This is a genomic window from Pseudomonas sp. PDM01 (assembly GCF_014852325.1).
In the GTDB taxonomy this organism is placed as follows: Bacteria; Pseudomonadota; Gammaproteobacteria; order Pseudomonadales; family Pseudomonadaceae; genus Aquipseudomonas; species Aquipseudomonas migulae.
Genome location: NZ_JACVBK010000006.1, coordinates 1 through 23,835 on the forward strand (window position 1 = coordinate 1; position 23,835 = coordinate 23,835).

The 23,835-nt window shown below is 60.8% G+C and carries 19 protein-coding genes and 4 tRNA genes; 2 read left to right on the plus strand and 21 right to left on the minus strand.

Annotated features, from left to right (window positions below):
• Positions 1-194 precede the first annotated feature (194 nt).
• A tRNA-Val gene (locus IB246_RS16035) sits at positions 195-271 on the minus strand.
• Between the two features lie 183 nt (positions 272-454).
• Between IB246_RS16035 and IB246_RS16040 the strand changes: the two genes are divergently transcribed.
• The gene (locus tag IB246_RS16040; protein WP_008037613.1) at positions 455-1,738 is read left to right on the plus strand and encodes an NAD(P)/FAD-dependent oxidoreductase; all 1,284 of its coding nucleotides are present in this window, start codon (positions 455-457) and stop codon (positions 1,736-1,738) included.
• 53 nt (positions 1,739-1,791) lie between these two features.
• Here IB246_RS16040 and IB246_RS16045 read toward each other — a convergent pair whose 3' ends face one another.
• The 15 genes from IB246_RS16045 to truA form a co-directional block, all read right to left on the minus strand.
• Entirely contained in the window at positions 1,792-4,194 is a 2,403-nt protein-coding gene (locus IB246_RS16045; RefSeq protein WP_008037614.1) for a TonB-dependent receptor, read from the minus strand.
• Positions 4,195-4,261: 67 nt separating this feature from the next.
• Positions 4,262-5,209, minus strand: coding sequence for a FecR domain-containing protein (locus tag IB246_RS16050; protein ID WP_008037615.1), 948 nt, complete (start codon positions 5,207-5,209; stop codon positions 4,262-4,264).
• Positions 5,206-5,715, minus strand: coding sequence for a sigma-70 family RNA polymerase sigma factor (locus tag IB246_RS16055; protein WP_008037616.1), 510 nt, complete (start codon positions 5,713-5,715; stop codon positions 5,206-5,208). Before IB246_RS16055 ends, IB246_RS16050 begins: the two co-directional genes overlap by 4 nt.
• Before the next feature lie 248 nt (positions 5,716-5,963).
• Positions 5,964-6,040, minus strand: a tRNA-Asp gene (locus IB246_RS16060).
• A gap of 114 nt (positions 6,041-6,154) precedes the next feature.
• Positions 6,155-6,231: transfer RNA gene (locus IB246_RS16065), tRNA-Asp, on the minus strand.
• Positions 6,232-6,285: 54 nt separating this feature from the next.
• Positions 6,286-6,361, minus strand: a tRNA-Val gene (locus tag IB246_RS16070).
• 234 nt (positions 6,362-6,595) lie between these two features.
• Positions 6,596-7,372: an SDR family oxidoreductase gene (locus IB246_RS16075; protein ID WP_008037619.1), complete on the minus strand. Its 777-nt coding sequence runs from the start codon at positions 7,370-7,372 to the stop codon at positions 6,596-6,598.
• Positions 7,369-8,580, minus strand: a complete 1,212-nt coding sequence (locus tag IB246_RS16080) for an O-succinylhomoserine sulfhydrylase (RefSeq protein WP_008037621.1) — start codon at positions 8,578-8,580, stop codon at positions 7,369-7,371. Before IB246_RS16080 ends, IB246_RS16075 begins: the two co-directional genes overlap by 4 nt.
• A 147-nt stretch (positions 8,581-8,727) precedes the next feature.
• The gene (gene purF / locus IB246_RS16085) at positions 8,728-10,233 is read right to left on the minus strand and encodes an amidophosphoribosyltransferase (RefSeq protein WP_007935163.1); all 1,506 of its coding nucleotides are present in this window, start codon (positions 10,231-10,233) and stop codon (positions 8,728-8,730) included.
• Between the two features lie 41 nt (positions 10,234-10,274).
• Positions 10,275-10,835 (minus strand): CvpA family protein, encoded by a 561-nt coding sequence (locus tag IB246_RS16090; RefSeq protein ID WP_008028275.1) that lies wholly within the window; start codon positions 10,833-10,835, stop codon positions 10,275-10,277.
• A gap of 99 nt (positions 10,836-10,934) precedes the next feature.
• Positions 10,935-11,600, minus strand: a complete 666-nt coding sequence (locus IB246_RS16095; RefSeq protein WP_008037624.1) for an SPOR domain-containing protein — start codon at positions 11,598-11,600, stop codon at positions 10,935-10,937.
• Positions 11,584-12,891, minus strand: a complete 1,308-nt coding sequence (folC, locus tag IB246_RS16100; protein WP_008037626.1) for a bifunctional tetrahydrofolate synthase/dihydrofolate synthase — start codon at positions 12,889-12,891, stop codon at positions 11,584-11,586. The genes IB246_RS16095 and folC overlap by 17 nt, the downstream gene beginning before the upstream one ends.
• Positions 12,888-13,808, minus strand: a complete 921-nt coding sequence (gene accD / locus IB246_RS16105) for an acetyl-CoA carboxylase, carboxyltransferase subunit beta (protein ID WP_008028281.1) — start codon at positions 13,806-13,808, stop codon at positions 12,888-12,890. The genes folC and accD overlap by 4 nt, the downstream gene beginning before the upstream one ends.
• 209 nt (positions 13,809-14,017) lie before the next feature.
• Positions 14,018-14,641, minus strand: coding sequence for a phosphoribosylanthranilate isomerase (locus IB246_RS16110; RefSeq protein WP_008037628.1), 624 nt, complete (start codon positions 14,639-14,641; stop codon positions 14,018-14,020).
• A gap of 63 nt (positions 14,642-14,704) precedes the next feature.
• A complete protein-coding gene (gene truA, locus IB246_RS16115; protein ID WP_032828713.1) occupies positions 14,705-15,529 on the minus strand; it encodes a tRNA pseudouridine(38-40) synthase TruA in 825 nt (274 codons plus the stop codon).
• Positions 15,530-15,719: 190 nt separating this feature from the next.
• Between truA and IB246_RS16120 the strand changes: the two genes are divergently transcribed.
• The gene (locus IB246_RS16120; RefSeq protein ID WP_032832389.1) at positions 15,720-16,379 is read left to right on the plus strand and encodes a M24 family metallopeptidase; all 660 of its coding nucleotides are present in this window, start codon (positions 15,720-15,722) and stop codon (positions 16,377-16,379) included.
• 162 nt (positions 16,380-16,541) lie between these two features.
• Here IB246_RS16120 and IB246_RS16125 read toward each other — a convergent pair whose 3' ends face one another.
• From IB246_RS16125 to IB246_RS16145, 5 genes are all read right to left on the minus strand, one after another.
• Positions 16,542-19,175 carry a FimV/HubP family polar landmark protein gene (locus IB246_RS16125; RefSeq protein WP_008037633.1) on the minus strand — a complete coding sequence of 878 codons (2,634 nt, stop codon included), beginning with the start codon at positions 19,173-19,175 and terminating at the stop codon, positions 16,542-16,544.
• 208 nt (positions 19,176-19,383) lie between these two features.
• Positions 19,384-20,394, minus strand: a complete 1,011-nt coding sequence (locus IB246_RS16130; protein ID WP_008037634.1) for an aspartate-semialdehyde dehydrogenase — start codon at positions 20,392-20,394, stop codon at positions 19,384-19,386.
• Between the two features lie 245 nt (positions 20,395-20,639).
• On the minus strand, positions 20,640-21,752 hold the full coding sequence (asd, locus tag IB246_RS16135) for an aspartate-semialdehyde dehydrogenase (protein WP_008037636.1): 1,113 nt from the start codon (positions 21,750-21,752) through the stop codon (positions 20,640-20,642).
• Between the two features lie 68 nt (positions 21,753-21,820).
• The gene (leuB, locus tag IB246_RS16140) at positions 21,821-22,903 is read right to left on the minus strand and encodes a 3-isopropylmalate dehydrogenase (RefSeq protein ID WP_008037639.1); all 1,083 of its coding nucleotides are present in this window, start codon (positions 22,901-22,903) and stop codon (positions 21,821-21,823) included.
• 79 nt (positions 22,904-22,982) lie between these two features.
• Complete coding sequence (locus IB246_RS16145; protein WP_008037641.1) at positions 22,983-23,750, minus strand: class I SAM-dependent methyltransferase; 768 nt, start codon at positions 23,748-23,750, stop codon at positions 22,983-22,985.
• Positions 23,751-23,835 lie beyond the last annotated feature (85 nt).

Below are 23,835 nucleotides of genomic sequence, written 5' to 3' on the forward strand. Positions count from 1 at the left end.
TCGACTTGGTCGACGACCGACAATTTAAAGGTCAGCGTGTAGTCTCGCTGACTACGCCTTTTTGCTGATTCCATTACGTCCTCCTGAAAATAGATCAGAAGGTGTAAACCTTATTCAGGACGGGACACAGACAACAAAAAAGGGCCCACCTTTCGGTGAGCCCTTCTAGACCGCCCAGCAGAGCGGATTTTGTTTGGTAGGCGCGATTGGACTCGAACCAACGACCCCCACCATGTCAAGGTGGTGCTCTAACCAACTGAGCTACGTGCCTGCTGTGAGGCGGCATTCTACGGAATTCCGGAGGGGTGTCAACACCTTTTTTCGAGCTAACCCTATGAATATGCAAAATATTTAATTTCGCGGCTGCAAGGAAGATTTTGCGGTGGCTGGCGGTCGATTTTTAACTCGGGTAGGATCGATGCACTCGTAAAATATATTAAACAGAGGCAGCAGGATGGCGAACACACCCTACCCAGAGTCCTACTACGCCGCATCGGCCAATGCGGTTCCGCCGCGCCCGGCCTTGCAGGGTGATGTAGAGACTGATGTCTGTGTGATCGGTGCCGGTTACACCGGCCTGTCCTCGGCCCTGTTTCTGTTGGAAAACGGTTTCAAGGTCACGGTGCTGGAAGCCGCCAAGGTGGGTTTCGGCGCATCGGGTCGTAACGGTGGCCAGATCGTTAACAGTTATAGCCGCGACATCGATGTGATCGAGCGTAGCGTTGGCCCCAAGCAGGCGCAGTTGTTGGGGCAGATGGCGTTCGAGGGTGGACGGATCATTCGTGAGCGGGTCGCCAAATATAATATTCAGTGCGACCTGAAGGACGGCGGAGTGTTCGCCGCGCTCACCAGCAAGCAGATGGGCCATCTGGAATCGCAAAAGCGTCTGTGGGAGCGTTTTGGTCACACGCAGCTTGAGCTGCTGGATCAACGCCGCATTCGTGAAGTGGTTAACTGCGAGCAATACGTTGGCGGCATGCTCGACATGAGCGGCGGGCACATTCATCCGCTGAACCTGGTACTCGGCGAAGCCGCGGCGGTCGAGTCGTTGGGCGGCACTATCTATGAGCAGTCGCCGGCGGTGCGCATCGAGCGCGGCGCAACCCCGATAGTGCACACGCCTCAAGGCAGGGTCAGGGCCAGGTTCATCATCGTGGCGGGCAACGCGTACCTCGGTAATCTGGTGCCGGAATTGGCAGCCAAGTCGATGCCGTGTGGAACGCAGGTGATTACCACCGAGCCATTGGGCGAAGCGTTGGCCAAGAGCCTGTTGCCGCAGGATTACTGTGTCGAAGACTGCAACTACCTGCTCGACTATTACCGTCTGACCGGCGACAAGCGCCTGGTTTTCGGCGGTGGCGTGGTGTACGGCGCGCGGGACCCGGCGAATATTGAAGCGATCATCCGACCGAAGATGCTCAAGGCTTTCCCGCAGCTCAAGGACGTGAAGATTGATTACGCCTGGACCGGCAATTTCCTGCTGACCCTGTCGCGTCTTCCGCAGGTCGGACGCCTGGGCGACAACATCTACTACTCCCAGGGTTGCAGTGGTCACGGCGTGACGTACACGCACCTGGCGGGCAAAGTGTTGGCCGAAGCGTTGCGCGGTCAGGCTGAGCGTTTTGACGCGTTTGCTGACCTACCGCACTACCCTTTCCCCGGCGGGCAATTGCTGCGCACACCGTTTGCGGCGCTGGGCGCCTGGTACTACGGATTGCGAGACAAGTTCGGCTACTGAGCAACACCGCACTACTTTGTGGGAGCGAGCCTGCTCGCTCCCACAGGTCCGATTCAGAAATCGACAGTCGCCGAAAGCAAGTACGTGCGCGGCGTCGACAGCGTCAATCCCGGCTCGCTGTCATCCGAAGCACCGGCCGAACTCCAGTAGCGCTTGCCCGCCACGTTCTCGATGTTGGCGCGCAAGGTGATGTTCTTTTCCTCGACCTTGAACGCATAGCGGGCGCCTACATCAAAACGCTCCCACGAATCGATTTCCTTGACGTTGGACTGGTCCAGATACTGCGAGCTGGAATAGATGCCGCGACTGGTCAGCGTCAGCCCCTGCATGGTCGGCACATCCCACTCGGCGCCGAGGTTGACGTTGTATTCCGGCGTCGCTGGCGCACGGTTACCGTCGAAGGTGCCGTTGGCGGTGTTGGTCAACTCGCTGTCGATGTACATGACACCGCCAAGCAGGCGGAAACCCTTGAGCGGCTCACCGAACACACTCAGTTCCACACCTTCGTTTTGGCGCTTGCCGTTCGGGCCGAAGACGCGGGTCGTGGCGTTGGTTTCATAGGCCGGCTGCTTGATCCGGAACACTGCGGCGGTGACGGCAAACGCACCTGCGTCATACTTGGCGCCAACCTCGACCTGACGGCTGATAAACGGCGGGAAGATTTCGTCCTCGTTCACTGAAGTCGATGGCGCGATCTTGCCCTGGCTCAAGCCTTCCATGTAGTTGGCGTACAGCGACAGCTTGTCGGTTGCCTTGAAGAGGATGCCGCCCGACGGCGAAACCTTTTCTTCATCGTAGGCCGTGTCGCCTTTGACATTGTCAGTCCAGTCATCAACCTTCACCCGCTGCCAGCGGGCGCCGAGGGTCAGCAACAGGCGATCATCGAAGAACCCCAGCGTGTCGGACAGCGCCAGACCGCTGAAGCGGTTCTCGGTGTAGACCTTCGAATCGAGTCGAGTGGGCCTGACAGGTGTCGGTGTTACCACCGGGCTATAGAGGTTGCTGTTGGCCGTGGCATAACGGGCGCCGCCATTTTCGAAATCCATGTAGAAATAGCTGGCCGCCAGGTTGACCTCGTGACTCACGGGCCCGGTATGGAACCAGTTGCGCACCCCGGCAGTAGCCGTCCGGACACTTTCGTCACGGATGAAGTCACGGGGTTGAACGCTGAAGTCGCCCCGGTTGTTGGTGACCGCAACAGCATGACGGAGGAATTCATGATTGCTTTCGCGCGCGCCCACACCGCCGTACAGCATCACGTTATCGCTGACATCGAACTCACCGTTCACCGTGCCGAACGTGTCGTTGGTACTCGCCTTGCTCCAGGGCTGCGCATAGTTGTGGCGGACATCGCTGGCATGCGGAACCTGTGCGGCGGCGCCAACTTGCACGCGCTCCTGCGGGGCGTCGGTATCGCGCTCGGTGCGCCCCAGGTCGGTCGAAAGTCGCAGGCGCTCACCGCGGAAATCCAGCCCCAGTACGGCCATCTCGCGGTCGACATTCTGGTGATCCCATTCGGTGTCGCCGGACTGTTTTACGCCGTTGAAACGAATGCCGAACTTGTTGTCTTCGCCGAAGCGCCTGCCGATATCCACGGCACCGCCGGTCTGGCTGTCAGACGCGTAGTTGCCGGTAAACGAAGTGATCGGCTTGTCGGTCGCGCGTTTGGGCACCACGTTGATCCCGCCACCCACGGAACCTCGCGGCGAGATGCCGTTAATGAGCTGGCTCGGGCCTTTGAGAATATCGACGCGGTCGGCCATTTCCATGTCGATCGTATAGGTCGGCAAAACGCCGTAGAGGCCGTTGTAGGCGACATCACTGTTGAACAGGCTGAACCCGCGAATGGTGAATTGCTCATAGCGCCCACCGGCCGGGTTGGTGGCGCGAACGGAAGGATCGCTGGCGATCAGCTCGCCCAGGGTACGCGCCTGCAAGTTCTTGACCGCCTCGCTGGTGTAGGTGGTCATGCTGAACGGCGTTTCCATGAAGTCTTTCGAGCCCAGCAAACCTTGCGAGCCGCGACGCGCAACCTGACCGCCGGCATACACCTCGCCGTCCGCCCCGCCGGTGGCACCGAGAATCGAGGTCGGGGCCAGTTGCAGGCTGCTGCCTTCTGGCGCCGGGGTCAGGATGTACGCCTGCTCGCCCACCGCTTGCAACTGCAGACCGGAACCCTGCAACAGTCGCGCAAAGCCCTCCTCGACCGCGTAATCGCCAGACAGCCCGGTACTGTTGCGACCGCTGACCAGCGCCGGATCAACCGAGAGATTGACCCCAGACAACCCCGCGAAACGGGTCAGCGCATCACTCAGGCTGCCGGCAGGCACCTGATAACTGCGTCGGGCACTGTCTTCGGCCCAGCTTGCGGTTATGAACAATGGACTGGCACTCAGGCCAAGCAGCAGACTCAGGTGCAACAACGGACGCAGACGCGGATAACAAGGTGCAGGCATTGAATTTGCTCTCTTGATTCGTTCACATGCCTTGAATGACAAGCGAGTCGAAAAAAGGGGACAGGCTTTACACACTATTTTTGCGCGGCAGCAACGTGACCCAGTAGCGGGTTCGGGAATGCACCTCCAGCGGCAGACTGGCCGCAAGCAGCGCGAGGACGCGATCCGTGTCGTCGAGACGGAAACTGCCGGTGACACGCAGACTTTCCAGTTCAGGCTCCCAGCGCAGAACGCCCGGTCGGTAAGTGCCGAGTTCGCGCAGGAAATCCCCCAGCGGCTGGTTCTTCGCCATCAGCACGCCTTCACGCCAACCCGGCGCAAGCGCATCGAATGGCGTGATCGCGCCGACACCCGCCGCTTCAAGGCTGACCTGCTGCCCCTCGCGCAATGCCAGTGCCGGCCCATGCAGGGGCTGCAACTGCACGCTACCGTTGAACACCGACACCCGACAGCCCCGAGCCTCCTGGCGCACGCAGACTTCGCTCTGGCTGAGGATAACGTTGCCGAACTTCGTCTGGATCGTCAGCGGCGCAGTGCCCGGCACCTTCAGCGACAGCTCGCCTTCTATCAGCTTCACGCGGCGGTTCTGCACATCCACATCGACGGCACTGGCGGTATTGAGCTGCAAGGAACTGCCATCGGCTAGCTGCACTTTTTTGCGCTCGCCAGTGGCGGTGTGCAGGTCGGCACGCCAGACGTTCAGAGGCAATTGTCGACTGATCAGCCAAGCCGTCGGCACCAACGCCACGGCGCCCAATGCGCGCTTCAGCACTGCGCGTCGGCCCGGATCAGGACGGTCCAGGCTGCTCAGCGCCAGCGCCGACGGCAGATCGGCGAAACGCTGACGCAAGGCCTGGGCCTTCTGCCAGGCCTGCTCGTGACTGGCGCAGGTGTCGCGCCAACGCTGCAAGTTCGCGCGATCCTGCTCATTGGCGCCGCCAGATTCGAGCAACGCAAGCCATTGCGCGGCAGCCCGGACGGCCTGACGGGGATCGGATGAAGACTGACTGTTCACAGTTCCACCAACAGGCAATGCTCGTAGGCTTGCGCCATGTAACGTTTGATCGTGCGCTCCGACACCCGCAGGCGCTCGGCGATTTGCTGGTAGTTCAAGCCTTCGAGCTGACTCCAGAGAAACGCCCGGCGCACCGCCCTTGGCAGTCCGTCGAGCAGCTCATCCAGTGCTTGCAGGGTTTCCAGCAGCAGCCAGCGCTGCTCGGGTGATGGCGCACAGTCTTCAGGCATCGACGCCAACGCAGCCAGATAGGCTTGCTCAAGGCTGCGACGCTGATAGAAGTTGCTCAGCAGGCGTTTGCCGACGGTCAGCAGATAGGCACGGGGCTCTTGCAAGTCAGCGATGCGCTGAGAGCTGGCGAGCACGCGCAGGAACGTATCCTGGCTCAAATCCGCCGCATCACAGCCGTTGCCCATGCGCCTTCTCAACCAGCCTTCCAGCCAGCCACGGTGATCGCGGTACAGGTCGTGGAGGGTTTGCTCCTTCGGCATCGCCGCATCACTCATCTCAAGAAGCCCTGTGCCAAGGAGTTATCGTAAATGAGAGTGATTCTAATTAATGTCGGAGCCACGAAGGAAGCCCTTTATGCAACGGCCGTGCAGAAAGGTCATATGGGTAAGCGTGAAGTGGCATAAAAGCCAAATTTCAGACACAAAAAACCCCGGTCTTTCGACCAGGGTCTTTGCTATCGACTCGAAGATCACCAGAGGTTTCTTCGTAGCTCCAAGGCGTTCAGTGGGCCTTGAGGCAGATATGGCGCAGCGGACGGGACTCGAACCCGCGACCCCCGGCGTGACAGGCCGGTATTCTAACCGACTGAACTACCGCTGCGTATCGCTTTGGACTTGCGTCCTAACTCGTCTGATTGAAGCTTCGAGACTTTTCAATCTCTCTTTCAATCTCTCTTTCAATCTCAAATCAGGGATAAACCTGACTTGGAAAATATGGCGCAGCGGACGGGACTCGAACCCGCGACCCCCGGCGTGACAGGCCGGTATTCTAACCGACTGAACTACCGCTGCGCGTCGGTGGAGGCTTTTCAGCTTCCCTCCTGCTTTCGCAAGAGTCTCAAGAAGTGGTGGGTGATGACGGGATCGAACCGCCGACATTCTGCTTGTAAGGCAGACGCTCTCCCAGCTGAGCTAATCACCCTTTGCTTCTCTGAGGCCGCGAAATTTACGCACCTAACGAAGCTAAGTCAATAGCAGGATTGAAGTTTTTCTGAAAAAGACAAAATCGTGTCATCCCCGGGGATGTGCGCGGCCGTCAGACCGCTTCGCGAGCAGGCTCGCTCCCACAGTGGGCCGCGTTTTTAATGTGGGAGCGAGCCTGCTCGCGAAGAGGCCGACACATTCGGCATCAATGCAGAAGACCGCCCCCGCACTGCTATTCGCTGTAAATCATCTTCTTGGTCATGCCGCCATCGACCACAAACTCCTGGCCCGTGACGAAACCCGCATTCTTCGACAGCAACCAGGCAACCATCGCCGCCACGTCCTCGACCGTCCCTACCCGGCCCGCCGGATGCTGCGCATGGTCGGCTTCGGTGAGGGGTTCGGCACGCCGCACCCCAGGGTCTCGCGCATCGATCCAGCCAGGGCTGACGGCGTTGACGCGAATTTCCGGCCCAAGACTGATTGCCAAGGCGTGAGTCAAGGCCAGCAGTCCGCCCTTGCTCGCCGCATAGGCCTCCGTGTCGGGTTCTGACTGCCCGGCGCGGGTCGAGGCCAGGTTGACGATCGCACCGCTGTGAGCACGCAGGTACGGCGCACAGTGCTTGGCCAACAGCATCGGCCCGCTGAGGTTTACCGCCAGTACCCGATTCCAGTAAGCCAGATCGAGGCTTTCCAGGGTGATGTTGTGCGGATCGGCCACTGCCGCGTTGCACACCAGCGCATCCAGACGCCCGAACTGCCCCAGCACTTCGGCAACACCCAACGCCACCTGCCCTTCGTTCGAGACGTCCATGGCGATGAACCAGGCGTTGTCGCCCAGCACCTTCGCCACCTTCGAACCACGCACCCGATCCAGGTCCGTCAGCACCACCTGCCAGCCTTCGCTGATCAGCCAGGCCGCAATCCCCAGACCAATGCCCCGCGCAGCACCGGTCACCAGTGCGACGCGGCCATTGGAACTGGTAGTCGGCGTGGACAACTCGATCACAAGGCAGCCAACCCGCGCGCCAGATCAGCCTGCAGGTCGGCCACGTCTTCCAGACCGACCGCAATGCGGATCAGGCTGTCACGAATGCCCGCTGCTTCACGCTCTTGCGGCGCCAGACGGCCGTGGGAGGTGGTGCTCGGGTGGGTGATGGTGGTCTTGCTGTCGCCAAGGTTGGCGGTGATCGAAATCAATCGGGTTGCATCGATAAAGCGCCACGCGCCCTCTTTGCCGCCCTTGACCTCGAAACTCACCACGGCGCCGAAACCTTTCTGCTGACGCTGTGCCAACGCGTGTTGCGGATGGCTTTTCAGGCCGGCGTAATGGACTTTCTCGATACCGTCCTGCTGCTCCAGCCACTCGGCCAGTTGCTGGGCATTGGCGCAGTGCGCCTTCATGCGCAGGTTCAGGGTTTCCAGGCCTTTGAGGAAGATCCACGCGTTGAACGGGCTCAAGGTTGGCCCGGCGGTACGCAGGAAACCGACCACTTCTTTCATCTGCTCGCTGCGACCGGCCACTACGCCGCCCATGCAACGGCCCTGGCCGTCGATGAACTTGGTCGCCGAGTGCACGACGATGTCCGCGCCCATCTTCAGCGGCTGCTGCAGCGCAGGTGTGCAGAAGCAGTTGTCGACCACCAGCATCGCGCCTTTGGCGTGAGCGATTTTCGCCAGTTCGGCGATATCCACCAGCTCGGCCAGTGGATTGGACGGCGACTCGACAAACAGCAACTTGGTGTTGGCCTTGATCGCCGCGTCCCAGCCGGACAGATCCGCCAGAGGCACGTAATCGACTTCGATGCCGAAGCGCTTGAAGTACTTCTCGAACAGGCTGATGGTCGAACCGAACACGCTGCGCGATACCAGCACATGATCGCCGGCGCTGCACAGACTCATCACCACCGCCATGATGGCGGCCATGCCAGTGGCGGTGGCCACGGCTTGCTCGGCGCTTTCCAGGGCGGCAATGCGCTCTTCGAACGCGCGCACGGTCGGGTTGGTGTAGCGCGAGTAAACGTTGCCCGGCACTTCCCCGGCAAAACGTGCGGCCGCGTCGGCGGCGGTACGGAATACATAGCTGGAAGTGAAGAACATCGGATCACCGTGTTCGCCTTCCGGCGTGCGGTGCTGACCGGCGCGTACGGCCAGGGTATCGAACGCTACGCCTTCGAGGTCGCTGTCCAGCCGACCGGCATCCCAATCCTGACTCATGCTGTCACTCCTTGCCCTACTCGCTAATAGATACAAAAACGGCCTGTAGGAGCATGGCTTGCCCGCGAAGGGGCCTTTGGGAACACCAAAAGCTTCGCGGGCAAGTCGGGTCGCCGCACCGCTCGCTCCTACAGGCCGCGCGTTTACTCAGTTGTTGTACAGATCAATGATCGCGCTGACTGCCTGCGTCTTGACCTTGGAGGCATCGTTGCGTGCCTGCTCGATCTTGTTCAGGTAAGCCTCGTCGACGTCGCCGGTCACGTACTGGCCGTCGAACACCGCGCAATCGAACTTGTCGATCTTGATCTTGCCGCCACCGACCGCTTCGATCAAGTCAGGCAAGTCCTGATAGATCAGCCAGTCTGCGCCGATCAGATCCGCGACGTCCTGGGTCGAACGGTTATGGGCGATCAGCTCGTGGGCGCTCGGCATGTCGATGCCGTAGACGTTCGGGTAGCGAACGGCCGGTGCCGCGGAGCAGAAGTAGACGTTTTTGGCGCCAGCTTCGCGGGCCATCTGGATGATTTGCTTGCAAGTGGTGCCGCGAACGATCGAGTCATCCACCAGCATCACGTTCTTGCCGCGGAATTCCAGTTCGATGGCGTTGAGCTTCTGGCGTACGGATTTTTTCCGTGCGGCCTGGCCCGGCATGATGAAGGTCCGGCCGATATAACGGTTCTTCACGAAGCCTTCGCGGAACTTGACGCCCAAGTGGTTCGCCAGCTCCAGAGCAGCGGTACGGCTGGTGTCCGGAATCGGGATAACCACGTCGATGTCGTGATCCGGACGCTCGCGCAGGATCTTCTCGGCGAGCTTCTCACCCATGCGCAGACGGGCTTTATAAACCGAGACACCGTCAATGATCGAGTCCGGACGCGCCAGGTAGACGTGTTCGAAGATGCACGGAGTCAGGGACGGGTTGGTCGCGCACTGACGGGTGTGCAGCTTGCCGTCTTCAGTGATGTAGACCGCTTCGCCCGGTGCCAGGTCGCGAATCAGGGTGAAACCGAGCACGTCCAGGGACACGCTTTCGGAGGCGATCATGTACTCGACGCCTTCGTCGGTGTGACGCTGACCGAAAACGATCGGACGGATGCCGTGCGGGTCGCGGAAACCGACGATGCCGTAACCGGTCACCATCGCCACGACAGCGTAACCACCGACGCAACGGTTGTGCACGTCAGTGACGGCAGCGAACACGTCTTCTTCGGTAGGCTGCAACTTGCCACGCTGGGCCAGTTCGTGCGCGAACACGTTAAGCAGCACTTCCGAATCGGAATTGGTGTTGACGTGGCGCAGGTCAGATTCGTAAATCTCCTTGGCCAGCTGTTCAACGTTGGTCAGGTTACCGTTGTGCGCCAGGGTGATGCCGTAAGGCGAGTTGACGTAGAACGGTTGAGCTTCGGCCGAGGTCGAGCTGCCCGCGGTCGGGTAACGCACATGGCCAATGCCCATGTGACCGACCAGACGCTGCATGTGACGCTGATGGAACACGTCACGCACCAGGCCATTGTCCTTGCGCAGGAATAACCGGCCGTCATGGCTGGTCACGATACCGGCAGCGTCCTGGCCGCGGTGCTGGAGGACGGTTAGCGCGTCATACAGCGCCTGATTGACGTTCGACTTACCGACGATACCGACGATGCCACACATGCGACGCAACCCCTACTTAATGGATCTGAACTGAACACAACTCACTGAGGCGTTTTGGCCGTCGGCAAGAGGTGCTCCTTGAACGGTATTTCAGCGGGTACGCTGATACCGCTGGCAAGCCACTGACTGCTCCACCCGAGAATCAGGTTTTTGGACCAGTCTGCGACCAATAGAAATTTTGGCACGAGTTGCGACTGTTGCCACCACCCGTCCTGCTGTACCGGCCCCAGGCTCAACAGCCCGACCGCCACGACCACCAGCAACACGCCACGCGCGGCGCCGAAGGCCATGCCGAGGAATCGATCGGTCCCGGACAACCCTGTGACGCGAACCAATTCGCCGATAAGATAATTGATCATTGCGCCTACGATCAGCGTGGCGACAAACATTATTGCGCAGCCCGTGATCACACGTGCCGATGGCGTTTCGATGTATCCGGCGAGGTATTCGGACAATGCACCACCGAACATCCAGGCGACGACTCCTGCGATGATCCAGGTCACCAGCGATAATGCTTCTTTGACGAAGCCGCGGCTCAGACTGATCAATGCGGAGATGGCGACGATTGCAACGATCGCCCAGTCAACCCAGGTAAATGGCACAGTGCAGCCTACAGACGGATAAGGCGGCGCATTTTAGCAGAGCCCATGCTTATCGGTAAGCTGCGATTGTCAGTGCATTTCAAATCGGGTCGATAGTTTTCAACCGCGCTCAGGCTGGAAGCGCACCACAAAACCCTTGAGGTTCTGCTGGCGGTTCAACAAGTCGCGCAGACGATCGGCTTCCGCACGCTCGATCAACGGCCCTACGAACACCCGATTCTTGCCGTCAGCCGTGCGAATGTAGGCATTGTAGCCTTGGCTACGCAGGGTTTTTTGCAGGTTTTCTGCGCTGGCGCGGCTCGACAGGCTGGCCAGTTGCACCGACCAGCTGACCGACAGGCCATTGGCGTCGACGCGGCTTTGAGTAGTATCCGGCTTACCCGGTGCGGCGGTAATCGGCTGGCTCGGCGCAGTCGTCGGCTTGTTGACCGGAGCCGGTGCCGGAGGTGGCGTTACCGGTTTTGCGGCAGGCGCAGGTGCGACGGGCGCAGTCGGCGCGATCGGCATTACGGGCTCTTCCTGCTGCGCGATGTCGTCATCACTCGGCACAGGCTCCTGCGGCAAGACTTGCGGCTCAGGCACCGCCACCGGCTCGACCTGCACCTGCGGCACCGAAGGCGCTTGCGGGGCGGCTGGCGCTTCGACCGTCACCTGACGCTGCTCATCCTGACGGGAAAACAGCATCGGCAGGAAAATCACCGCCAGCGCCACCAGCACCAAGGCGCCGACCATGCGCTGTTTGTAAGCCTTATCCAGCAATGCCATTTGCCGCTTCCTCCGTGGAGCGCCGGGCCAGCCATTCAAGGGCCTCGGCAACACAATAAAATGATCCGAACAACAGAATTTCGTCGTCGCTCGTCGCCAGCGCGCACTGCCCTTCCAGGGCGGCGGCCACGCTGTCATAGGACGCGACTGAAGCACCAAGGTTGTGCAGCACCCCGTGCAAATCGGCTACCGGTCGTGCCCGCGGCGAATCCAGCGGAGCAACAGCCCAGTGCTGGACACTAGCATTCAATTCGCCGACAACACCATCCAGATCCTTGTCCGCCAGCAATCCAAACACCGCCAGACGCTTGCCGGCCGGCGGTCGGCTCGCCAAACGACGGGCCAGGTATTCGGCGGCGTGAGGGTTATGCCCCACATCCAGCAACAGGTTCAGACGCTTGCCCTGCCAGTCGAACTGGCGGCGGTCGAGACGACCAACCACCCGCGTGGCTTTCAGCGCATCAATAATCTGCGCATCGACCCAAGGCAAACCAAGCAACAGGTACGCCTGCAACGCCAGCGCGGCGTTTTCCATCGGCAGATCGAGCAACGGCAGATCATGCAACTCGACTACACGCCCTTGAGCGTCAAGACCGCGCCATTGCCAGTTGTGATCGGTGACACCGAGGTCAAAATCGCGTCCCCGCAGGAAAAACGGGCAAGCCAGCTCGCGCGCCTTGTCCAGCAGAGGTTGAGGAGGATTCAGGTCTCCACAGAGCGCAGGCGCGCCCTGGCGGAAGATGCCGGCCTTTTCATAGGCCACTGACTCACGGGTGTCGCCCAGATAATCCGCGTGATCCACGCCGATGCTGGTCACCAGCGCCATGTCGGCATCCACCACGTTGACCGTGTCCAGCCGCCCGCCCAGACCGACTTCCAGCACCACGGCATCCAGCGCTGACCGTTGAAACAGCCAGAACGCCGCCAGGGTGCCCATTTCGAAGTAAGTCAGGGAAGTTTCGCCACGCCCCGCCTCCACCGCAGCAAAGGCTTCGCACAGCTCGGCATCCGTCGCTTCGACGCCGTTGACCTGCACCCGCTCGTTGTAACGCAGCAGGTGCGGAGAATTGTAGACACCAACCTTCAGACCCTGCGCCCGCAGCAATGAAGCCACGAATGCGCAGGTGGAACCCTTGCCGTTGGTGCCGGTGACCGTGATCACCCGAGGCGCCGGCTTGCCCAGCCCCATGCGGGACGCTACCTGTTGCGAGCGCTCAAGGCCCATGTCGATGGCCGAAGGGTGCAACTGCTCAAGGTAGGCGAGCCACTCGCCAAGGGTGCGTTGGGTCATATGTTTGCAGGCACCGGCGGAACGACGATCGGCTCGATTGGCGCGGCAACGAATTTCGGCGTCGGCTTGCCGGTCAGTTGCGCCAGCAGGTTACCCAGGCGCGGACGCAGTTCCTGACGGTGAATGATCATGTCGATCGCACCGTGCTCCAGCAGGAATTCGCTGCGCTGGAAGCCTTCCGGCAGTTTTTCGCGAACGGTTTGCTCGATCACGCGTGGACCGGCGAAGCCGATCAGGGCTTTCGGCTCGCCGACGATCACGTCGCCAAGCATCGCCAGGCTGGCAGAAACGCCGCCGTAGACCGGATCGGTCAGCACGGAGATGAACGGAATGCCTTCTTCACGCAGACGCGCCAGTACCGCAGAGGTCTTGGCCATTTGCATCAGGGAAATCAGGGCTTCCTGCATCCGCGCACCGCCGGAAGCGGCGAAGCAGATCATCGGGCATTTGTTTTCCAGGGCGTAGTTGGCGGCGCGTACGAAGCGCTCACCGACGATCGCACCCATGGAACCGCCCATGAAGGAGAATTCGAAGGCCGAAACCACCACTGGCATGCCCAGCAGGGTGCCGCTCATGGAGATCAGTGCGTCTTTTTCGCCGGTCTGCTTTTGCGCAGCGGTCAGGCGATCCTTGTACTTCTTGCCGTCACGGAATTTCAGACGGTCGACTGGCTCCAGGTCCGCACCCAGCTCGCTGCGGCCTTCGGCGTCGAGGAAAATGTCGATACGGGCGCGGGCGCCGATACGCATGTGGTGGTTGCACTTCGGGCAAACATCCAGGGTCTTTTCCAGCTCCGGACGATACAGCACAGCCTCGCAAGACGGGCATTTGTGCCACAGACCTTCAGGCACCGAGCTCTTCTTGACCTCGGAACGCATGATCGAAGGGATCAGTTTGTCTACTAACCAGTTGCTCATGCTTTCTTTCTCCAGTACCGGCGGCCCGAACGCTCTGGTTCGCAGCCCCGCGTATGCCCTTGAGCTAAATTCATGTGTGTGGCGATGATCGGTGGGTGGCCGGGTCAGTGAAGCGTGACCTGCGTACAACCCATCAATCCTCAGCCGTGCCTGCTTTGTGCAGCGCAGTGCATTTTGGGACGGCGGCAGTCTGCCAGCCGTCACATCAACTACTTGCTGCTGCGTACCGCGTTAATGAATGCCTGAATCTTTGCGTGATCCTTGATGCCCTTGCTCGCCTCTACTCCCCCACTGACGTCCACGGCGTAAGGCCGAACCCGGGCAATCGCTTCGCCGACGTTGTCCGGCGTCAAACCGCCCGCCAGGATGATCGGCTTGCTCAAGCCTTGCGGTATCAGAGACCAGTCGAACGCTTCGCCGGTTCCACCAGGGACGCCTTCAACATAAGCATCGAGCAGGATACCGCTGGCACTTGGAAACGCATTGCATGCCGCCGCGATATCGTCGCCGGCCTTGACCCGCAGCGCCTTGATGTACGGTCGATGCCAGCCTTCACAGTCGGCAGCGGTTTCGTCGCCATGGAACTGCAACAGGTCCAGCGGCACGGCGTCGAGCAACTCTCCCAACTCGCAACGGCTGGCGTTGACGAACAAACCCACGGTCGTCACGAACGGCGGCAGCGCCTTGATGATGTCGCGCGCTTGCTGGAACGTCACGGCCCGCGGGCTCTTGGCGTAAAACACAAACCCGATGGCATCAGCCCCGGCCTCGACCGCCGCCAACGCATCTTCTATGCGGGTAATCCCGCAAATCTTGCTGCGAACGGCTGACATGTCGATAAAACCTCAGGGTAAATCCGAGAAAGTCCCGGATGGTAACAAATGCGTTCGAGGGCGTCAGCCGTCAAGTTCGGTGAAACCGGTCAGGAAGTGTGGGCCAATGTAACGTTCAGGCAATTCGAACTCGTCGCGGTACTCGACCTGCACCAGATACAGGCCGAATGGATGCGCCGTTACCCCGCCGGAACGGCGAATGCGGCTCTCCAGCACTTCCTTCATCCACTCCACCGGACGCTCGCCGGCGCCGATGGTCATCAATACACCGGCAATGTTACGCACCATGTGGTGCAGGAAGGCGCTGGCGCGGATATCCAGCACGATCATCTTGCCGTGACGCGTGACGCGCAGGTGATGCAGCTCCTTGACCGGCGATTTGGCCTGGCACTGGCCGGCGCGAAAAGCGCTGAAGTCGTGGGTGCCGACCAGGTATTGCGCAGCCTCGGCCATGCGCTCGACGTCGAGCGGACGGTGATTCCAGGTAATTTCTTCGTTCAGGTGCGCCGGACGGATCTGATCGTTGTAGATCACGTAGCGATAGCGCCGGGCGATGGCCTTGAACCGCGCATGGAAATGCGCCGGCATGACCTTGGCCCAACTGACGCTGACGTCGTGGGGCAAGTTGATGTTGGCGCCCATGACCCAGGCTTTCATCGACCGCTCGACCTGTGTATCGAAATGCACCACCTGCCCGCACGCATGCACGCCGGCGTCCGTGCGCCCGGCGCACAGCAGCGACACGGGTGAGTCGGCAACTTTGGACAAGGCGTTTTCCAGGGTTTCCTGCACCGTGAGCACGCCGGAGGCCTGACGCTGCCAGCCGCGATAGCGAGAGCCTTTGTATTCAACGCCCAACGCGATGCGGAAAAAGCCGTCGGCCGCCATTTCGGCGGCCGGGTTATCTATATTTGCCAAGGAGTGACAGCCTGCTGATCTACGCAAAGGCGGGCATTATAAGGCCGCCGGACCGGGACGCCAGAGGCGTGTGTCGTTTGTGCCGTTGCAGTGTCCATACAGACTTCGCTATATAGACAACTACACAACGAAAAAAACAGAACACCACCGAGACCTGATGATGAATGCACCTCTCAAAGAAGCCGTCGGCCTGGCGTACAGCCTGGAAGGCATGCTGCACGCCAAACGCAAGACGTGGGAAGCCATCGACGAAATGGCCCGACGCATCAAACCCGGCATGCGTGAGTCCGAGGCACTGGCCATGAGCCTCGACGTATTGAACGAACTCGGGATGGACCGCATCTGGCACCCGTCAAAGATCCGCTTTGGCGAAAACACCCTGAAAACCTTCAAGCAACGCTCCGAAGGCGATCCGGTACTGGCCGAGAACGACATTTTCTTTATCGACCTCGGCGTGGTCTGGGATCGCCATGAAGGCGACTCCGGCGCAACGTTCGTCGTCGGCGACGATTCCGAGATGAAGGCGTGCGCGACGGCCGCGAAGACCTTGTTCGATCAGGTTCACGATTACTGGCGAACCCGGCAGGTGGCCGGTCCCGAGCTGTATCGCTACGCCGACGAACAGGCGACGGCGATGGGCTGGAAGCTGAACCTGGAAATCAAGGGACACCGGGTCAGTGATTTCCCCCATGCGATTTATCGTGCCGGGGATCTGGGGAATTTCGAGGAATGTCCGAATGTGGGGTTATGGATTCTGGAAATCCAGATCGCCCACCCTACCCGGCCGTTTGGTGCGTTTTATGAGGATTTGTTGGCCTGAACCGAAAAGCTTCGCGGGCAAGCCTCGCTCCTACAGGTTCGGAGAGCCCTGTAGGAGCGAGGCTTGCCCGCGAAGACACCTCAACAGACTCCATCGCATTATCGATAAAACAAAAACGGCAGCCTCAATGGGCTGCCGTTTTGTTTATGCCTTACCGATCACTCAAGCCAGACGCGAAAGCATTTCCTTGGCTTCGCTCTTCTGACCCGCGTCACCTTCGCTGACCACCTCATTGAGGATGTCCCGCGCGCCGTCGGCGTCGCCCATGTCGATGTAGGCCTGGGCCAGATCGAGCTTGGTAGCGACTTCGTCGGTGCCGGAGAGGAAATCGAATTCCGGTTCGTCAGCTGCGGAAGCCAATGCGTCTTCGGCAGTGAAGGTCGGCTCGCCAATGCTCTGCGACAGACGATCCAGCTCGGCGTTGACGTCATCCAGCTCAGCGGCAAATGCATCCGGAGCGTCCATTTCATCGGCCAGCGACAGATCGAAATCCGCCGGCAGCTCCAGATCATCCAGCGCGACCTCAGGAGCGGCGGCAGGTACTTCAACGGCAGGCAAGTCCTTGACGTCGTCATCCAGGCTCAACAGGAAATCGTCTTCATCGAGGATCCCTGGCGACGGATCGGCACCGAGGTCCATGTCCAGATCGAAGTCCGACAGGTCGTCGAGGTTTTCCTTGATTTCAGTCTGTTGCTGCAACACCGACTCAAAGCTCAGGTCGTCGTCCAGCGGGAATTCATCCAGCTCGGCCAAAGCCTCTGGTTCTGGCTCAGGCGTCGGCTCAGGCGCGACCACCACAGGAACGACGTTTTCCAGATCATCCAGACTCAGATCAAACGCGCTGTCGAAGTCGTCATCGGCCAGTGCCGGCGCCGGCTCTTCGGACTCGTCCATCAACAGCTCTTTGACGTATTCGGCGTCCAGTTCGGCGGCGACGGCCGCAGCAGCCAGACCACCCGCCACGACGACCGCCATGGCCGGGAAGCGGCTTTTCAGCTCTTCGACACGGGCGAAGTTTTCGCCGTTGGCCACGAGCTGACGCTCCTGGGCCACGAACGCATCGCGGTCGCCCTGCTGGCCATAGACTTCCATCAGCTTCAGACGCAGGTCACTGCGCTGAGGCTCTTGTTTGATGCCCTCTTCCAGCAACGCAGCCGCCTGATTCAGGCGACCGGCGGCCATGTGCGACTGCGCCTTGGCCAGCACGTCGTCATCACGATCAGCGGCAGGCGCGACCAGTGGCGCGGCAATCGGCGGCATGACCACCACTGGCTCAATGACCGGTGCCGGTGCCGGAGCCGGGGTTGGCGCGGGTGCAGGAGCTGGCGCGGTCGCGAGCTTCACGCTTGGCGGCGGCACTTCCAGACCTTCGAAGCTGCTTTCAGGCAAATCCAGATCAGCGGAGAAATCCTGCTCCTCGGACAAGGCACGGGCCATCCGCAGGTGTTTCTCGGCTTCCTGCTGGGCTTTGCGGCGACGGGCCAGCAACAGCAGCAACAGCAGCAGAACCACTGCCCCACCGCCGACCAGACCCAGCAGCACCGGATTGGTCAGCAGGTCGTTGAATTTCTGATCGTCAGACGCGGCTGGCGCTGGCTCGACAGGCGTTTCAGTCGGAGCTGGCGCTGCCTCAGGAGCGGCCGCCACCGGGGCTGGCGTTACGGGTGCAGGGCTCGGCGTCAATTCGGCCGAGATCGCCGGGGCCGCCGCAACAGCAGCAGCCGGCGCACCCGCAGCACCTTCGGCCTGCATCTTGGCCAGTTGATTGTTCTTCAGCTCGATCAGGCGTTGCAGCTTGTCCAGCTGACTTTGCAGATCGGTCATGCGGCTTTTCAGTTCAGCATTGTCACGACGGGTCGTGTCGAGGCTTTCCTGGGCCAGGGCCAGTTTGTTGCTCAAGGCCTTCGCATCACCTGCAGCACCTTTGCCACCGGCCTTGCCGGACTCGGCAGACACCAGGCTCAGTTTGTCCTTGGCGGGCTGCACTGGAGCGCCTTCAGCGCGAGGGCGCTTGGTCGCGTCGAGTTGCTGCTGCCCTGCTCCAGGCTTCGCCACATAGCGACGCCCCTGACGCCACGCAGTGTTCTGCGCAGCGACTTCGGCAATGGCTTTGGGTTGCGGCACGCTGGCGACTTGCGTCTGATCCGGCAGGCGCAGCACCTGACCGGTTTTCAGCAAGTTGATGTTGCCGTTGATGAAGGCATCCGGGTTCAGCGCCTGGATGGCCAGCATGGTTTGCTGAACCGAGCCGCCATTGCGCGCCTTCGCAGCGATTTCCCAGAGGGTATCGCGCGGCGTGGTGGTGTATTGGGTCGGCTTGGTAGCGCCGGTCACCGGTGCAGCGACAGTCTGGGTCGGCGCCGGCTGCGCAGCCGCTTCAGCGGTTTGCGGCGAGAATTTGGACGGATCGAGCAGCACGCTGTAATCGCGCAGCAGGCGACCGTTGGGCCACATCACCTGAACCAGGAATTTCACCATCGGTTCGGACAGCGGCTTGCTGGAGGTCACGCGCAAGATGCTTTTGCCACTGGCGTTGAGCACCGGGGTGAAGCTCAGGTCATTGAGGAATGCCTGACGGTCGACACCGGCCTTGGCGAAATCTTCGGGCGACGCCAGGCTCGGCACCAATTCGGCGGCCGTGAGTTCCTTGACGTCGAGCAATTCGATTTCCGCCACCAGCGGCTGGTTCAGCGACGACTTCAGGGTCAATTCCCCGAGCCCGAGCGCATGCGCCATACCGGAGGACAGCGCCGAGGCGGCCGCTATTGCTAACACCAGTTTGCGAACTTGAACCATAGCCTCATCCTTTGTTTGAACATTCCTCGGCCAGCGAGAAGGTGTTGATAGTCGCTGCCGTAAGGCATTGCGCGCGGCGGCGAAGGGTCGTCGCGCGCGATCATTTCTTTCATGCCCCGGAAAGCCTCGCAGGGTGGCTTGCCTTCAGCAATCCGGTCGAGCATGACGCCCGACCAGAATCATTCTGCAAATTGTTGCCAAGTATCTTTTACAGCAGGTCTTTTATCAACAATTCAGCCACCTGCACAGCATTGAGCGCCGCGCCTTTGCGTACGTTATCTGACGTCAGCCACACATTAAGTTCCGACGGGTCGTCGATTCCAGCGCGAACCCGACCGACGTAGACCACATCCTGCCCTACCGCATCGCCGACCGGCGTCGGGTAATCGCCGGCTTCCACCAGCTCGATACCCGGAGCGTCTTCCAGCGCCGCGTTGACTTTTACCAGGTCCACGACGCTTGCAGACTGCAGGGTCACGTTAAAGCTATCGCCAAAAAACACCGGGGCTTGAATGCAAGTGACGGAAATCTTTAATGAAGGCAAGGCCATGACCTGACGCAGCTCACGCACCAGACGCTTTTCCAGCAGCGTATGGCCGTTTTCATCCGGCTTGCCGACTTGCGCCAGCAGGTTGAAGGCCATCTGCCGATCGAAAAAACTCGGCTCCAGCGGACGCACATTGAGCAGCTCGGCGGTTTGCCGGGCCAGCTCTGTAACGGCTTCGCGGCCCTGGGCAGAAACGGCCAGGCTGGCGGTCACATTGACGCGCTGCAGATCGAGCAGACCGAGCAAGGGTGCGAGCACCACGGCCAAGGTAGTGGCCGACGGGCTTGGGCTGCTGACCTGGAATGGCTTTTTCAGACCGGCCAGAACCTGAGCATTGGCTTCCGGCACCACCTGCGGCGCCTGATCGGCAGGCAAGGCGCCGGACAGATCGATCAGCGAGCAACCGGCCGCCGTGGCGCGCGAGGCGAAACTCAAGGTCACCGCCGGACCTGCGGCGAAGAACACCAGCTGTACTTTGCTGAAGTCGAACTCATCGACTTCCCGCACCCGCACGTTCTTGCCGCGAAACGGCACCGAATGACCGGCGGATTCGCTGCTGGCCAGCAGGTGCAGGTTACCGACCGGAAAGTCGCGTTCTTCGAGAATCTGCACGAGCGTTTCGCCGACAGTACCGGTGGCGCCGATCACGGCAATATCAAAGGACTGGCTCATGGTTGTACCTCTGGCGAAACGGGGGGAGCGGCACTTTACCGGGTGGAGGGTGTGCAGGCAATTTCTGCCGGGGATTTGCGGTGCCGGTACCGGCCTCTTCGCGGGCAAGCCTCGCTCCTACAGGTGCGGCGCGACCCCATGTAGGAGCGAGGCTTGCCCGCGAAGAGGCCCTTTCTGGCGACACAACTTCCATAAAAAAACCCGCGCCCCTTTCAAGGCACGGGTTCTTTCATTGGTTCAATCGATCAACGCTCAAGCAGAATCCGCAGCATGCGACGCAGCGGCTCGGCCGCGCCCCACAACAGCTGGTCGCCGACGGTGAATGCGCCGACGAACTGCGACCCCATGTTCAGCTTGCGCAGACGGCCAACCGGAACATTCAGGGTGCCGGTAACCTTGGTAGGGCTCAGCTCCTGCATGCTGATGTCGCGGTTGTTCGGCACCAGCTTGACCCAAGGGTTGTGCTGGCTGATCAGCCCTTCGATGTCGGCGATCGGCACGTCTTTGTTCAGCTTGATGGTCAGTGCCTGGCTGTGGCAGCGCATGGCGCCGACACGCACGCAGATGCCATCGACCGGGATCGGGCTCTTGAAGCGACCGAGGATCTTGTTGGTCTCGGCCTGGGCCTTCCACTCTTCGCGGCTCTGACCGTTCGGCAGTTCCTTGTCGATCCACGGGATCAGGCTGCCGGCCAGCGGTACGCCGAAGTTTTCGGTCGGGTACGCGTCGCTGCGCATGGCTTCGGCCACACGACGGTCGATGTCGAGGATGGCGCTGGCCGGGTCGGCCAGTTGATCGGCGACAGCGCCGTGGGTCACGCCCATTTGCTTGATCAGTTCACGCATATGCTGCGCGCCGCCACCGGAGGCTGCCTGATAAGTCATGGCGCTCATCCACTCGACCAGACCGGCTTCGAACAGACCGCCCAGGCCCATCAGCATCAGGCTGACGGTGCAGTTGCCGCCGATGTAGTTCTTGGTGCCCGCGTCGAGCTGCTGGTCGATGACCTTGCGGTTGACCGGGTCCAGCACGATGACCGCGTCATCCTGCATACGCAGGCTGGAAGCGGCGTCGATCCAGTAACCCTGCCAGCCGGCTTCGCGCAGCTTCGGGAAGACTTCGCTGGTGTAGTCGCCACCCTGGCAGGTCAGAATCACGTCGAGGGTTTTCAGCTCTTCAATGCTGTAAGCGTCCTTGAGCGGAGCAATGTCCTTACCCACGGACGGGCCTTGGCCACCGACATTGGAAGTGGTGAAAAACACCGGCTCGATAAGATCGAAATCCTGCTCTTCCAGCATCCGCTGCATGAGCACGGAACCGACCATACCGCGCCAACCGATCAGACCTACACGTTTCATCGCAACTACACCTTCTTGAAAAGTGGGCCGCTGCTTTCGAAGTGGAAAGTGGCAGCGGGCCCGAGAGATTACAGATTCCGCAGCGCGGCGACTACTGCGTCACCCATTTCCTGCGTACCGACTTTAGTGCAACCGGTCGACCAGATGTCGCCCGTCCGCAGGCCCTGATCCAGCACCAGGCTCACGGCTTTCTCGATGGCATCCGCTGCATCCGACTGGTTGAAGCTGTAACGCAACATCATCGACACCGACAAAATGGTCGCCAGCGGGTTGGCGATGCCCTTGCCCGCGATGTCCGGAGCCGAACCGTGGCACGGCTCGTACATGCCTTTGTTATGGGTATCCAGCGATGCCGACGGCAGCATGCCGATGGAACCGGTGAGCATCGACGCCTGGTCGGACAGGATATCGCCGAACATGTTGTCGGTGACGATCACGTCGAACTGCTTCGGTGCGCGCACCAGTTGCATGGCCGCGTTGTCGACGTACATGTGGCTCAGTTCGACTTCCGGGTAATCCTTGGCCACTTCTTCGACGATTTCACGCCACAGCTGGCTGGAAGCCAACACGTTGGCCTTGTCCACCGAGCACAGCTTCTTGCCGCGCACCATGGCCATGTCGAAACCGACACGGGCGATGCGGCGGATTTCGCTTTCGCTGTACGGCAGCGTGTCGTAGGACTGACGCTCGCCGTTTTCCAGGGTGCGGGTGCCACGCGGCGCGCCGAAGTAGATGCCGCCGGTCAGCTCGCGAACGATCAGGATGTCCAGGCCGGAAACGATTTCGGCTTTCAGGCTGGAAGCTTCGGCCAGTTGCGGGTACAGGATCGCCGGACGCAGGTTGCCGAACAGGCCCAGTTGCGCACGAATCTTCAGCAGACCACGCTCAGGACGGATGTCACGCTCGATGGTGTCCCATTTTGGGCCGCCCACGGCGCCCAGCAAAACAGCATCGGCGGCGCGAGCACGCTCCAGGGTTTCGTCGGCCAGTGGCACGCCGTGCTTGTCGATGGCTGCGCCGCCGATCACGTCGTGGCTCAGTTCGAAACCCAGGTTGTACTTGTCGTTGGCCAGTTCCAGCACCTTGACCGCTTCGGCCATGATTTCCGGGCCAATACCGTCACCTGGGAGAATCAGAATCTGCTTGCTCATGCTTTCCTCATGTCATCAGTCGGTGTGCCCTTGGGCACGCCCGGAAAAATTCTATCGCTCGGTGCTTATGTTTCCGAGCTTATCGTTCTGCCATCAGCACCAGTACATCGGTACTGAACGAACCATCGGCCTCAATCTCAAAATATTCGCGTACTTCGTTGCCCATCGACTGCTGCAATTCGAGGATCGCGGCGCGCATCACTTGTGGTGTGCGCATGCGCTCGACCCAGCTGGTGTACTCCAGACGCAGGCGTTGACGCGTGGTGCTGCGAGTGTGCAACCCCGCCTCGCTGACCTGACGCAGCCACTCGCCGGCGGAATAATCGCGCACATGGCTGGTGTCGCGCAGCACTTCGACACTTTGCAGGTAAGTGTCGAACAACGGGCTACCCGGTGACAACACGTCGATGAACGCCGCCACGCCGCCCGGCTTCAACACCCGCCGGACTTCACGCAGGGCCAGGCCGAGATCGCTCCAATGGTGCGCCGAATAACGGCTGAAGACGAAGTCGAATTCGCCATCGGCGAATGGCAACCGCTCAGCGGCACCCAGGACCGTGGACACGTTGCCCAACCCACGATCAACGGCAGCACCGGCGACCACGTCGAGCATTTGCTGCGACAGGTCGTAAGCCACCACCTCCTTGACCAGCGACGCCACGTGAAAACTCACGTGACCGGCGCCGCAACCGAGGTCCAGCACGCGGGCATCGCCCTGCCCGGCCAGCTCAGCCTGTAGCAGCGCAAACTCAGTGCCTTGAGCGTGGACGGCGCTGCTCAGGTAGGCCGAGGCCTGTTCACCGAATTGCTTTTGGACTACCTGGCTGTGCTGGGCGGTGCTGGTCATGTGGACTTCCTTTTTCGGGTGAGTCTTGGGGTGTTTTTTCGGGCCTCTTCGCGGGCAAGCCTCGCTCCTACAAGGACAGCGCAAT